15 protein-coding genes are annotated in these 12984 nt (G+C 58.7%); 13 read left to right on the forward strand and 2 right to left on the reverse strand.

Features of this window, described 5'->3' with window-relative positions; all coding sequences use genetic code 11:
- The first annotated feature begins 56 nt into the window (after window positions 1–56).
- The 9 genes from HNQ72_RS00525 to HNQ72_RS00565 all read left to right on the forward strand — a co-directional run bounded on the left by HNQ72_RS00525 (window position 57) and on the right by HNQ72_RS00565 (window position 8069).
- Complete coding sequence (locus HNQ72_RS00525; protein ID WP_183991181.1) at window positions 57–860, forward strand: segregation and condensation protein A; 804 nt, start codon at window positions 57–59, stop codon at window positions 858–860.
- The gene (scpB, locus tag HNQ72_RS00530; RefSeq protein ID WP_183989103.1) at window positions 857–1585 is read left to right on the forward strand and encodes an SMC-Scp complex subunit ScpB; all 729 of its coding nucleotides are present in this window, start codon (window positions 857–859) and stop codon (window positions 1583–1585) included. Before HNQ72_RS00525 ends, scpB begins: the two co-directional genes overlap by 4 nt.
- Before the next feature lie 154 nt (window positions 1586–1739).
- The gene (locus tag HNQ72_RS00535) at window positions 1740–1952 is read left to right on the forward strand and encodes a twin-arginine translocase TatA/TatE family subunit (protein ID WP_112507697.1); all 213 of its coding nucleotides are present in this window, start codon (window positions 1740–1742) and stop codon (window positions 1950–1952) included.
- A 33-nt stretch (window positions 1953–1985) separates the two neighbouring features.
- Complete coding sequence (gene tatB / locus HNQ72_RS00540; protein WP_183989104.1) at window positions 1986–2819, forward strand: Sec-independent protein translocase protein TatB; 834 nt, start codon at window positions 1986–1988, stop codon at window positions 2817–2819.
- Window positions 2816–3637 carry a twin-arginine translocase subunit TatC gene (tatC, locus tag HNQ72_RS00545; protein ID WP_148146410.1) on the forward strand — a complete coding sequence of 274 codons (822 nt, stop codon included), beginning with the start codon at window positions 2816–2818 and terminating at the stop codon, window positions 3635–3637. Before tatB ends, tatC begins: the two co-directional genes overlap by 4 nt.
- 51 nt (window positions 3638–3688) lie before the next feature.
- Window positions 3689–4969, forward strand: a complete 1281-nt coding sequence (gene serS, locus HNQ72_RS00550) for a serine--tRNA ligase (protein WP_183989105.1) — start codon at window positions 3689–3691, stop codon at window positions 4967–4969.
- A 13-nt stretch (window positions 4970–4982) separates the two neighbouring features.
- Window positions 4983–5753: a 5'/3'-nucleotidase SurE gene (gene surE, locus HNQ72_RS00555; RefSeq protein WP_183989106.1), complete on the forward strand. Its 771-nt coding sequence runs from the start codon at window positions 4983–4985 to the stop codon at window positions 5751–5753.
- Between the two features lie 8 nt (window positions 5754–5761).
- The gene (locus HNQ72_RS00560; RefSeq protein WP_183989107.1) at window positions 5762–6403 is read left to right on the forward strand and encodes a protein-L-isoaspartate(D-aspartate) O-methyltransferase; all 642 of its coding nucleotides are present in this window, start codon (window positions 5762–5764) and stop codon (window positions 6401–6403) included.
- A gap of 124 nt (window positions 6404–6527) precedes the next feature.
- Window positions 6528–8069 (forward strand): LysM peptidoglycan-binding domain-containing M23 family metallopeptidase, encoded by a 1542-nt coding sequence (locus HNQ72_RS00565; RefSeq protein WP_183989108.1) that lies wholly within the window; start codon window positions 6528–6530, stop codon window positions 8067–8069.
- A gap of 134 nt (window positions 8070–8203) precedes the next feature.
- Here the strand turns inward: HNQ72_RS00565 and HNQ72_RS00570 are convergent, their stop codons facing one another.
- Window positions 8204–9076 (reverse strand): ATP-binding protein, encoded by an 873-nt coding sequence (locus tag HNQ72_RS00570; RefSeq protein ID WP_183989109.1) that lies wholly within the window; start codon window positions 9074–9076, stop codon window positions 8204–8206.
- 182 nt (window positions 9077–9258) lie between these two features.
- Here HNQ72_RS00570 and yajC point away from each other — a divergent pair, with 182 nt between their 5' ends.
- The 4 genes from yajC (at window position 9259) to HNQ72_RS00590 (ending at window position 11572) form a co-directional block, all read left to right on the forward strand.
- Window positions 9259–9615, forward strand: a complete 357-nt coding sequence (gene yajC, locus HNQ72_RS00575; protein WP_183989110.1) for a preprotein translocase subunit YajC — start codon at window positions 9259–9261, stop codon at window positions 9613–9615.
- Window positions 9616–9728: 113 nt separating this feature from the next.
- Entirely contained in the window at window positions 9729–10115 is a 387-nt protein-coding gene (locus HNQ72_RS00580; RefSeq protein ID WP_183989111.1) for an Mth938-like domain-containing protein, read from the forward strand.
- Between the two features lies 1 nt (window position 10116).
- Window positions 10117–10971, forward strand: coding sequence for a phytoene/squalene synthase family protein (locus HNQ72_RS00585; protein ID WP_183989112.1), 855 nt, complete (start codon window positions 10117–10119; stop codon window positions 10969–10971).
- A gap of 40 nt (window positions 10972–11011) precedes the next feature.
- Window positions 11012–11572 carry a hypothetical protein gene (locus HNQ72_RS00590; RefSeq protein WP_244654254.1) on the forward strand — a complete coding sequence of 187 codons (561 nt, stop codon included), beginning with the start codon at window positions 11012–11014 and terminating at the stop codon, window positions 11570–11572.
- Here HNQ72_RS00590 and trmFO read toward each other — a convergent pair.
- Window positions 11550–12959 (reverse strand): methylenetetrahydrofolate--tRNA-(uracil(54)-C(5))-methyltransferase (FADH(2)-oxidizing) TrmFO, encoded by a 1410-nt coding sequence (gene trmFO / locus HNQ72_RS00595; protein ID WP_183989113.1) that lies wholly within the window; start codon window positions 12957–12959, stop codon window positions 11550–11552. The genes HNQ72_RS00590 and trmFO overlap by 23 nt on opposite strands.
- Between the last annotated feature and the right edge of the window lie 25 nt (window positions 12960–12984).

A 12984-nucleotide genomic window follows, 5' to 3' on the forward strand; every position in this document is an offset into this window, starting at 1 on the left:
CCGAACGAGAGAGGTGGACTGGTTTGGCGGGGAATTCGGGGCAGGGCGCCATTCCTATGGACAAGCTCTGGCAGGACGTTTCCGAGCGTGCTGCCGACGACCCGGCACTTGTCATCGATGTTGCCGGCTTCGAAGGTCCGCTCGATCTGCTTCTGCATCTGGCACGTAGCCAGAAGGTGGACCTCGCGCGCATCTCCGTGCTCGCGCTTGCCGAACAATATCTTCTCTTCGTCGATAGCGCGAGGCGCGTGCGCATCGAGCTTGCCGCCGACTATCTGGTGATGGCGGCATGGCTTGCTTACCTGAAATCACGTTTGCTCATTCCCCAGCAGGTCAAGGGTGATGATGGCCCGACCGGCGAAGAAATGGCGGCGACGCTCGCCTTTCGTCTGCGGCGCCTGGAGGCGATGCGGGAAGCGGCAAGCCAGCTTGTCAATCGCAACCGGCTGGGACGTGATGTCTTTGCCCGTGGCGCACCGGAACATATTCCGCATCGCGTCCAATCCGCCTACGATGCTAGCCTCTACGATCTCTTGTCAGCCTACGCCAATCTTCGGCAGCGCACGGCGATCACCCAGGTCACGATCGAGAGGCGTAAGGTCTGGTCGCTGGTCGATGCGCGTGAGTTGCTGACGCGCATGCTGGGCGAGATTGCTGACTGGACGGCATTGCAGACGTATCTGCTTCCCTATCTGCCGCCGGAGGATCGGGTGACGGCAACTGCAAGCGCATTTGCCGCATCTCTGGAACTCGTGCGTGAGGGCAAGTTGGAGATCCGCCAGGACGGCGCCTTCCAGCCGATTTATCTTCGTGGTGGCAACCGGCAGCGATCGGCCCATTTGCCCGGAGGTGGCGAATGACGTCCGGAACTGACGGGATCAAAACCTTTTCGAACGCTGCTCATGAGTTGGATGACGGTCATAGCGGGCGGTTTTCGGACCTCGAAGCTGAGCGCATCGCCGAGGCACTGATCTTTGCCTCGGCCGAGCCTGTTCCCGAGCGATTTCTGGCCGACAGGCTGCCGCGAGGGACGGATATCCCGGCGCTTCTGGCTCGACTTGCCGAAAACTATGCCGGCCGGGGTGTCAATCTTGTCCGCATGGCAGACTGCTGGGCCTTCCGCACGGCTCCCGATCTTTCCTTTGTTATCCGCAAGGATGATAACGAGGTCAGAAAGCTGTCGCGTGCTGCGCTCGAAGTGCTGGCGATCATAGCCTATCATCAGCCCGTCACTCGCGCGGAGATCGAGGATATTCGTGGCGTTCAAACCTCCAAGGGTACGCTCGACGTGCTGATGGAGGCAGGCTGGGTCCGTTTTCGCGGCCGCAGGCGATCACCCGGTCGCCCGGTCACGCTCGGGACCACAACGGATTTTCTCGATCATTTCGGTATCGAGGAACTGCGTGATCTGCCAGGACTGGAAGAGTTGAAGGGCGCCGGCCTGTTGAGCGGCCGTATACCGCCGGGGTTCCATATTCCCATGCCAGGTGCGGATACTGATCTGTCGGATGAAGAAGATCCAATCACTCAGCTTGATCTTGAGGAACTTGGTCTGCTGAGCCCTGGCGGTGCTTCGGACGATTAGAGTTCGCAACTTATCGCAGCGCGTGTATCGGCGGCTAATGATCTCGCATGGCGCTAACGACCGCGTGATTACCGATGTATCATGCAAATTTGCTGTTTGAAAAAGCGCCACAAAGCGCTTACATCGAAGACTAATTCGAATTGGAGTTGGACTAATGGGTTCTTTCAGTGTGTGGCATTGGCTGATCGTTCTGGTCATCGTGCTCGTCTTGTTCGGGCGTGGTAAGATTCCGGAGCTGATGGGCGACGTCGCAAAGGGCATCAAGAGCTTCAAGAAGGGCATGACCGACGAGGACGCTCCGGAAACGACCACTGCGAAGACCGTCGACCACAAGGCTGACGAGGCGAAGGAAACCACCCGGTCTTAGTAGAACGGGTAGGGGCTTCAGGAGCTTCGTTGCATGTTTGATATCGGTTGGACCGAACTGCTCGTCATTGCGGTCGTACTTATTGTTGTGGTCGGTCCGAAGGATCTGCCACCCATGATCCGCGCATTTGGTAAGATGACAGCCAACTTCCGCAAGATGGCTGGCGATTTTCGTACGCAGTTCGATGAAGCCTTGCGTGAAGCGGATATGGATGACGTCCGCAAAACCATATCGGATGCGCAAAAGCTCAATCCGACCAATGCCCTGCGTGATGCGATCAATCCGCTGAGGCAGATGGGGCAGGACATCAAGTCGGACCTGCAGAAGGCGACGCAGATTCCTAGTCCTCTCGCCGAAAACACGACCGAGCTTTCGCCGACAGATGCTGAGGCGCAGCAGTCGATCGAAGGGGCCGAGCCGATTTCTGCTGCTCCTGAGGTTCCGGCAAGCGTTGAGCCGGCTGCCGCTGCAACAGCTGCTCCTGCGGCAGTGGCCGCAAATGTGGCGTCAGCGCCGGTAACGTCGGCACCCGTTGTTGCCGATACAAAAAATCTCGCTCAACCGGTGCCTATGGCTGCGACGCCGGTCAAGGCAGAGACTGCCGTTGCAAAGCCTCGTGCACCCCGCAAGTCCCCGGTGAAGGCCGGCGGAGAGGCCAAGGTGCGCAGCAAGTCTGGCAAGACTTCCGCGGGTTCCAGCACGACGGCTGCAGAGATCGCGCCTCTGGCTGAAAAGCCCAAACGGGCGAAGGCCGTGTCGAAGAAGATTGTCGAAACCGCATCCGTTGCTGTCGAAGCACCGGTTGCCAAAGCGCCCGCCCGCAAGCGCGCGTCTAAAAAGACTGATACGCCGAAGGACGAAGCATGAGCGACTACGAGGACAAGCCGCAGCCGCTTATCGAGCATTTGATGGAACTGCGCACCCGACTGATGTGGTCGATCGGCGCCTTCTTTATTGCTTTCGTCGTCTGCTTCTTCTTTGCCAAACAGTTGTTCAACCTGCTCGTCATTCCCTACAAATGGGCTGTAGTCTGGGCGGGGCTGGATATCGCCAAGTCCGAGCTGATCTACACCGCGCCACAGGAATTTTTCTTCACCCAGGTGAAGGTCGCGATGTTCGGCGCATTGGTAATTGCGTTTCCGGTGATCGCGTCACAGATCTACAAGTTCGTCGCACCTGGCCTTTACAAGAACGAGCGCTCGGCATTCCTGCCGTTCCTGATCGCGTCCCCGATTCTGTTCCTTCTGGGTGGCGCACTGGTTTATTTCTTCTTCACGCCGATGGTAATGTGGTTCTTCCTTGCCATGCAGCAGGCCCCGACAGAAGGTGAAGTTGGTATTTCACTTTTGCCGCGCGTGTCTGAATATCTGAGCCTGATCATGACGCTGGTCCTGTCCTTCGGTCTGGTCTTCCAGCTGCCGGTCGTCACCACGCTGCTCGCCCGCGTCGGCCTGCTGACAAGCGACTGGCTCAAGGAAAAGCGAAAATATGCCATCGTTATCGCATTTATCGCTGCAGCAATCCTGACGCCGCCAGATCCGATGTCTCAGATCGGTCTTGCTATACCGACCATCCTTCTCTACGAGATTTCCATCTATGCCGCGCGACTCGTCGAGCGCAAACGCAGTGAAGATTCTGAAACTGCAGAATCTTCCTCGGAAGTCGCCGAGACCGATAAGGCTTGAGGATTTTCCTGGCCTGATGCGCGCGGCGTCTCGCGTTGAAGGCTAGGGATTATGCTTGATATCAAATGGATTCGTGAAAACGAACAGGCTCTCGACGAAGCGCTGGCAAAGCGCGGCGCCGGGCCGATTGCAGCCGAACTCGTGGCGATGGATGAGCGCCGCCGCAGTATAATCCAGAAGCTTCAGGACATGCAGTCCCGCCGCAACGCCGCCTCCAAGGAGATCGGCGCAGCGATGGCGCAGAAAAATCTTGAACTGGCTGAAAAGCTCAAGGCCGAAGTTGCCGAAATCAAGGAAACCATGCCTGCCGCAGAGCAGGAAGAACGCGAAGCGATCGCTGCGCTTGACGATGCGCTGTCGCGTCTCCCCAACATACCGCTCGATGACGTGCCGGTCGGCAAGGACGAACACGACAACGTCGTGAAACGCATCGTTGGTGAAAAGCCGCGCTGGAATCATCCGGCCAAGGAACATTTCGATATCGGTGAAGCGCTCGGCTACATGGATTTCGATCGCGCCTCGAAGCTTTCCGGTGCGCGTTTCACGGTTCTGACCAGCCAGCTCGCTCGTCTGGAGCGGGCGCTTGGCCAGTTCATGCTAGACATGCACACGATGGAGCATGGTTATACGGAAGTCTCTTCGCCGCTGATGGTGAAGGCGGAAGCCATGTATGGCACCGGCCAGCTGCCGAAATTCGAGGAAGACCTGTTCAAGACCACGGACGGCCGCTACCTCATCCCGACCGCAGAGGTGACGCTGACCAATCTCGTTTCGGCCGAAACGCTTGAGCAGGAAAAGCTGCCGCTGCGCTTCACAGCACTGACGCCGTCCTTCCGTTCGGAAGCGGGGTCGGCCGGCCGTGATACGCGCGGCATGCTGCGCCAGCACCAGTTCTGGAAATGCGAACTGGTTTCCATTACCGATGCGGAAAGCGCGATCGCCGAACATGAGCGCATGACCGAATGCGCCGAAAACGTGCTGAAGCGTCTGGGCCTGCATTTCCGCACCATGACGCTTTGCACCGGCGATATGGGCTTTGGCGCTCGCAAGACCTACGACATCGAGGTCTGGTTGCCGGGACAGGACACCTATCGCGAAATTTCGTCCTGCTCGGTGTGTGGCGATTTTCAAGGCCGTCGCATGAACGCCCGCTATCGCGTCAAGGACGAGAAAGCGCTTCGTTTCGTTCACACGCTGAACGGTTCGGGTACTGCCGTCGGTCGCTGCCTGATCGCGGTTCTGGAAAATTACCTGAACGAAGACGGTTCCGTCACAATTCCTGATGCGCTTCTGCCTTACATGGGCGGCCTGACGAAAATCGAAAAGGCTTAAAGGATATATCGCGATGCGCATTCTCCTCACCAATGATGATGGTATTCACGCTGAAGGCCTCGCTGTCCTCGAGCGGATAGCAAGAACGCTTTCCGATGATGTCTGGATCGTTGCGCCGGAGACGGACCAGAGTGGTCTTGCGCATTCGCTGACGCTCTCCGAGCCTTTGCGCCTGAGGAAGATCGACGACAAGCGTTATGCGCTGCGCGGCACGCCGACCGATTGCGTTATCATGGCGATCAGCGAAGTCATGGACGGCAAGCCCGATCTCGTGCTGTCGGGCGTCAATGACGGCGCCAACATGGCTGATGACATCACCTATTCCGGCACCGTCGCAGGTGCGATCGAAGGCACGCTTCAGGGCGTGCGCTCGATCGCGGTAAGCCAGGCTGCCCGCAAGGACAATGGCCGCTTCACGCCTTGGGAAGTGACCGAGGCGCACGCGGTCGACCTCCTTCGCAAGCTGATCGAGGTGGAGCTTCCGGACGGAACCTTCCTCAACGTCAACTTCCCCCATTGCGCGCCGGAAGAGGTCAAGGGGGTCGAGGTGACATCCCAGGGCAAGCTGGACTTCGGCCTGATCATCGACCCGCGCGAGGATGGCCGCGGTCGGCCCTATTACTGGCTGAAATTCTCGGAGCGGAAGGGCAATTTCCGTGACGGCACCGATATCCAGGCGCTGAAGGAAAACAAGATTTCGGTGACGCCGCTGAAGCTGGACCTGACCGACTATTCGGTTCAGGATCGCTTGGCATCAGCGCTGGGATTCGGAGTTGCCGGTTGAAAACTGGAATGGTCGAAAAAGAAGGGTTTGCTGCACTCGTCCTGCGCCTGCGGGCTGAGGGTATTTCCGATCTAGACCTTCTGACGGCCGTCGAGCAGACGCCGCGCTCGCAGTTTGTACCCGCTCCGCTTGCCGAGGAAGCCTATTCCAGCCGCACGATCCCGATCGATTGCGGCGCCTTCATGGAAGGCGCCGACCTCGCTGTGCGCCTTCTGCATCGTCTGCAGGTAAAGCCTGGTCATCGTGTGCTCGAAATTGGCACAGGTAGTGGGTTTACTGCTGCGGTGATGGGGCGAATTGCCGAGCGCGTGACGACCGTCGAGCGTTACCGCACGCTGGTTGCAGCAGCCAACGCCCGAATGGATGCGCTGGGTCTTCGCAACGTTATCATTCGACAGGCGGACGGCAGCAACGGCCAGCCGGGTGAGGGAACTTTCGACCGCATCCTGGTGACTGCCGCATTTACTGCTTTACCGCGATTTTATGCCGAGCAACTCACGCATGGCGGCTCCATGATCGCCCCGCTCATCCTTGACGACGAGACCTGCCTCATGACGCGTCTGACCAAGACCGGCAGCCGTTTCGAGCGTGAGGATCTGTTCCCGGCCCCCTATCTTCCGCTTGTCCCGCATGTGGCAGAAGCTCTCTGAGCTTGGCTGGCATGGTTAGCAATTTGACAAAATACCGACTTTTGGTGCGGCGCTTTAACCTGCCAGTAAGACTAACAGGTTTTAATGACTCTCATGATGGTGGCGTCATGAGTAGGTCGAGTCAATGCGTTTCAAGAGTTCATCCAAGTTCGGTACATCCGTTGTAAAGTTCGCAGCGGCAGCCTTGTTGGCCAGCGCAGCGACCGGTTGCAGTTCGGACGCTACACGTTTTTCCGGTCTGTTCGACGGTACGGACAATATGACCACGGCATCCATTCCTCAGCGGCAGGGTGGTGGCGCATACGGTCAGGCTCCGGTTCCTCGTGGCGACGTGTCTTCGTCTCAGGGCATGCAGCCGCAATACGGTTCGAATAATGTTGCTTCGTCTCAGTCTTATCCGGCTTCGGGTGGCTATTCGTCGCCAGCGCGCGTCGCTTCCGCGCCTTCGAGCGTTCAGCGTTCGGAGCTTTCTGCTCCAAGCAGTCTCCCTCCTGTGTCCGGATCTGATTCGTCGACGCGCCAGCAGGCCATGGCTCAGCCATTTCCCCAGCAGTCGAACACGGCTCCGGTTCGTGGCGCCGATAACCTGACAACCGGCACAGTCAAGCCGATGTCCGGCTGGTCAACGGTCAATGCGCCGCGCGTCACGCTGAAGCCGGGCGAGTCTGCCAAGACATTGGCAAACCGTTATGGTGTTCCCGAAAAGGAAATCCTGCGGGCAAATGGCGGTGCGCTCGCAGCCGGCCAGTCGGTCGTAATCCCGACCTTTGGTCCTGCGCGCAATACTGCCAAGACTGCCGCCGGCGATATCGATCTTCAGAAAAATGCGCCTGCGCCGGAAAGCCAGTCTGAGCAGAAGCTCGCCGTATTGCCGTCACGTGACAAGTCTTTTGCCGAACCCGGTAAAGTCACGCCTCCTGGTGGCAAACCTCTGGGTGGCACCTACACCGTCAAGCCGGGCGACACGTTGACCAAGATTGCCCGTGAAACCGGCACGTCCGTCGATGCGCTGAAGGCAGCGAACGGTATGACCGATGGTACCGTTCGTATCGGCCAGACGCTCAAGGTTGCCAATGGCATGACTGACCCGGTTCGCACTGCCTCGGTTCCGCAGAAACCCGCCGAGCCGATGCAGGCAGCGCCGAAGGCTGCAGCTCCGCAGCAGCCGGCTGTCGCCAAGGTTGAGCCTGCCGTAGCTGCGCCGTCCAAGCCTGCCGCTGCAGAAAATGCATCGCTCAGCGAAGTGGAAAAGAAAGCTGACGTTGCGTCTGTCGCCCCGCAGTCCACGGGGATCGAGAAGTACCGCTGGCCGGTCAATGGCGCGGTCATTGCCGGCTACGGCTCCAACGTCAATGGTAGCCGCAATGATGGTATCGATATTTCCGTTCCGGAAGGTACGCCGATCAAGGCAGCCGAAAACGGCGTCGTGATTTATGCCGGCAATGGCCTGAAGCAGCTCGGCAACACCGTGCTCGTACGTCACGACGACGGCAAGGTCACCGTCTACGGTCACGCCAGTGCGATCAACGTCACCCGCGGCCAGAAGGTTACGCGCGGCCAGACGCTGGCATCCTCGGGTATGAGCGGCGACGCACAACGTCCGCAGGTTCACTTCGAGGTGCGCAAGGATGCCACCCCGGTCAATCCGAATACCTACCTTGAATAATGTAGTGCGTTTCAAGGGGACAACGAAAAAGCCCGGCTCTGCCGGGCTTTTTTGCGTTTTTTCAGTCGATTCCAGTAGAGGCGGTAACCGTTGTTGTCTCCGGAATTATGGCCTGGTGATCGAGTTCTCTGGCGTCACGTGCGATCCAGAGGCTTGCGCAGTCGGCCGGCGAGATCCTGAATGTATTGCCAGGCCACTCGACCCGAACGGCCCCCGCGTGTCGTTGCCCATTCCAGTGCTTCGGCGTGAAGTGTTTCTTGATCCAGACCCAGGTTGAAATGCGCTGCGTATCCGTCGATCATTGCCAGATAATCGTCCTGGCTGCATTTGTGGAAGCCGAGCCATAGGCCGAAACGATCGGAAAGCGAGACTTTTTCTTCCACGGCCTCGGACGGATTGATGGCCGTCGACTGCTCGTTCTCCATCATGTTGCGGGGCAGGAGATGGCGACGGTTGGACGTTGCATAGAAAAGCACATTGTCCGGTCGCCCTTCTATGCCACCGTCGAGCGCGGCCTTGAGCGACTTGTAGGCGGTGTCGTCATGATCGAAAGACAGGTCGTCGCAGAAAAGGATGACGCGCTGCTTCGATGATTTGAGAATGTCCAGAAGGCCGGGCAGCGAGGCGATATCTTCGCGGTGAACCTCTACGAGTTTGAGAGATGAGCCGGTGACCACCCGCACATCTTCATGCACGGCCTTGACCAGCGACGATTTGCCCATGCCGCGCGCGCCCCATAAAAGCACATTGTTTGCCGGATATCCTTCGGCGAAACGAAGCGTGTTTTCATGCAGGATATCGCGCACATGATCGACACCGCGGATCAGCGTCAACGCGATACGGTTCGGCCGCGGCACTGGTTGGAGCTTCAGGTTGGAGGGCACCCAGACAAAGCAATCGGCGGCATTCCAGTCGTTGACTGCGGGAGGCGGTCCCGCAAGACGTTCGACCGCATCAGCAAGGCGCCTTATTTCGGCAAGCACCCGTGCGTTGATGTCCTCGCTCATGACGCTGCCCTTCCTTTTCCTCTGTTTCGGGCCGGGTAACACGCTCGTCATTGCATAGAAAGGCTTTGAGCCGTGGATTCGGTACGCAAATTGCCGCTTTCTGTTGCATTCCGGGCCATCGCAACTATATTCCGGCGGCTTGAACGGGGGCGGGGAGTCTCCGGTAGTATTAGGAGTTCTCGATGTTCATTACCGAAGCATTCGCCCAGGCGAGTGGCGCAGCAGCCCCCTCGGGCACCGATTCCATCCTGCAGATGGTGATGCTGTTCGCACCCCTGATGGTGGTGTGGTATTTCTTTCTCATCCGTCCGCAGCGCGCCCAGGCCAAGAAGCGCAAGGAAACGCTTGATAACATTCGTCGTGGCGACCAGGTCGTTCTCGGTGGCGGTATCACGGGCAAGGTAAGCAAGGTCATCGACGACAACGAACTGGAAGTCGAAATCGCCGAAGGCGTCAAGATCCGCGCCCAGCGCGCCTATATCGCCGAAGTCAAGGTCAAGGGCGAACCGGTCAAGACCGAAGCTGCTCCGACCAAGTAAGCGGCACGATAACCGGCTTTCTGGAAAGTCGGCTACCTGATTGCCCGGATCGTTTCTGTCCATCGGATGGAGGCTTGATCCGGGCAAAGTCATTCTGGAAGGAAGCCGTGTCAATGGCGAAAGGCATCGAAATCCGAGACGCTCATTTTCCGGGCCGCGCGCCGATCGATGCCTACGGCAATGGCGGTTTCCGTTTCGCTGACATGTCCCATCGCGGCTCCATTCTCTGCTTGCCCTCGGGCATTCATGGCTGGGACATGCGGGAGGGCGATCCCCTGACGATCGCCTCTCTGGAGCGCGTACTGGCCGATGCGTCCGGCATCGAAGTGCTGCTGATCGGCGCAGGCACCAATCTCAGGCCGATACCCGCTGACGTGAAAGCTGCCCTGAAGTCCAGAGGCATCTCTTCCGATCCGATGAGCACCGGTGCAGCCGTGCGCACATTCAACATCATGCTGGCCGAATCCCGCGCTGTTGCGGCGGCTCTCATCGCTGTCTGACATGACCGATACCCTTTCCGAAAGCGGCGCGCTTTGCCTTTCCATGCTGCGGGAGACGGATCGCGACCGTTATCTGGCCTGTCTTCTTTCTCCTGAAGACAAGCAGGGTGCGCTTGCGTCGCTTTATGCATTCAGTGCGGAAATTGCCCGCGTCCGCGACGTGGTGCGCGAGCCGCTTCCCGGCGAGATCCGTTTGCAATGGTGGCGGGATCTGTTGGAAGGTGGCGCCGCAGGAGATACCGGCGGCAATCCACTCGCTGCTGGTCTGTTGGAGACCATAGAACGTTATCGTTTGCCACGGCAAACACTGGTCGCCATGACAGAGGCACGTATCTTCGACCTGTATGACGATGCCATGCCTGACCAAACCGCGCTGGAGGGCTATTCGGGTGAGACGGCATCGGCTTTGATCCAGCTGGCTGGTCTTGTCTTGTCACCTGAAGACGCGATTCAATCGGCCGATGCTGCCGGACATGCAGGCGTGGCACAGTCGATAGCCGGCTTGCTGATGCTTTTGCCGATCCATAACCGCAGGCGGCAGATCTATGTGCCGCTCGATATCCTTTCCGCAACAGGCCTTGATCGTGACACCTTTTTGGCCGGCGAGGACAAGGCGCGTATCTCGGCGGCGATCGAGGTTTTTTCCGGCCTGGGGTTGGAGCATTTGCAAAAGGCCCGCCATGCAGGGCCGATCGCCAAACCACTTTTCCCGGCCTTTTTGCCTGTCTCTCTAGCGGAGCACATCTTGAAACGGGCCAGAAAACAGGGCGCTTCGGCACTTTTCGGTGGCTTGCAGCAACCGCAATGGCGTCGCCAGATCAGCATGATGAAAGCGACGCTGCTTCGCCGCTTCTGATGCGACATAACACTCGCGCAAGCCTCGCACGTTAGGCACTATGCAACCCAAAAACCTGCCCCCCAAACCTTCTATGCCTAGGAGACGCGGTTTGAGTGCCCTTATCATCTGGATCACGATCGTTGCGCTGATTCTCGTTCTCGTTTTCTACATAAGGCGAATTGCCCGTAGGAACGATGAACAGGGGCGTTACGATCTCGGGACCGCAATCCTCGAATTCGGCCGGGCCTTTCCGGAGGAAGCGATTCGCAGCCTGCATGGCACAAAGGATGGTGATGTCTTTGTTCGCTTGCATAATGACAAGACGGGCTTCATGCGTAATCGACGCAACCACTATGCCTGCCACCTCATCCAGCCCGGACGCGTGAGGATCGTTCCCTTGGCAGATGCTAAAGGGTTCGTTGCGGAATTTCTCGATGCACCGACATTGAATGGCGAATTTATATTCGTGAAGGAAAGTGAAGCAGCCGAAGTTTCTCTCTGGCTGCTCGACAATTATGTCAGCGTTACAGGCAAAATCAGCGGCGACGGCCAGCCGGATGGCGGCCGTGAAATGGCCGCCGCCGATGGTGATGCCTCTACGCCAGACCGAGCCAATTAGCGCAATCTTTCAGCGCCCGCGCCGACAATAACTGCCGTTTCATAACGGTCTTGTCCTTGCCGCGAAAACGTTTGACGCCTTCCGGCTTGACGATCGAGCCGGGCTCGAGTTCTGGGAAAAGGCCGAAATTGATATTCATCGGCTGGAAGGATCGTTTGCCGGGCTCCTCATCATGAATGAGGTGGCCGCCGGTGATATGGCCGAGAAGCGAACCAAAGGCTGTGGTGGCAGGAGGCGGCGCAAGCGGTTCCCCCTTCCGCTCAGCAGCCGCAAATCGTCCGGCAAGGAGGCCTATCGCGGCGCTTTCCACGTACCCTTCGCAGCCGGTGATCTGGCCGGCAAAGCGCAAGCCGGGCCGGCTTTTCAGCGTCAGTGATTTGTCGAGCAGGATCGGCGACTGAATATAGGTGTTGCGGTGAAGGCCGCCGAGCCGCGCAAACTCGGCATTCTGCAGGCCGGGTATCATTCGGAAGATCTCTGCCTGCGCGCCATATTTCAGCTTCGTCTGGAAGCCGACCATGTTGTAGAGCGTGCCGAGCGCATTGTCCTGGCGCAGCTGCACGACCGCATAGGCCTTGACCGTCGGGTTATGCGAATTGGTCAGGCCCATCGGCTTCATCGGTCCGTGGCGCAAGGTTTCTCGGCCGCGTTCCGCCATCACTTCGATCGGCAGGCATCCATCGAAATAGGGGGTGCCTTCCCATTCCTTGAACCCGACCGTATCGCCGGCGATCAGTGCGTCGACAAAGGCGTCATACTGATCCTTGTCGAGCGGGCAGTTGATGTAGTCCTTGCCTGTTCCCCCTGGGCCCACCTTGTCGTAGCGCGACTGGTACCAGCATGTATCCATATCTATCGAATCGCGATGGATGATCGGTGCGATGGCGTCGAAAAAGGCGAGCTGGTCTTCACCCGTCTCCGCCTGGATGGATGCGGCAAGCGAAGGCGAGGTGAGGGGGCCGGTGGCAACCACGGCTAGGTCCCATTCCTTCGGCGGCAGTCCCTGGATTTCTTCTCGGACAACGGTAATCAGCGGATGGCTGGAAATTGCGGCAGTCACCGCATCCGAAAATCCGTCGCGGTCGACGGCAAGTGCGCCACCTGCCGGAACCTGATGTTTGTCGGCCGAGGCGATGATCAGCGAGTTCGCAAGTCGCATCTCTGCATGGATCACGCCGACGGCGTTGGCTGTCGCATCATCGGAGCGGAACGAATTGGAGCACACCAGTTCGGCAAGGCCGTCTGTTTTATGGGCATCGGTGCCGCGAACGCCGCGCATCTCGTGCAGGATGACCGGAATGCCGGCCTGTGCAATCTGCCAGGCTGCTTCGGAGCCAGCAAGGCCGCCGCCGATCACGTGAATAGGGGAATAGGATGTCTCTGTCATGGGCGGCGTCATTATCACGACAAGC

Origin of the sequence: Aliirhizobium wenxiniae, from assembly GCF_014201355.1 — a bacterium.
Taxonomy (GTDB): Bacteria; Pseudomonadota; Alphaproteobacteria; order Rhizobiales; family Rhizobiaceae; genus Neorhizobium; species Neorhizobium wenxiniae.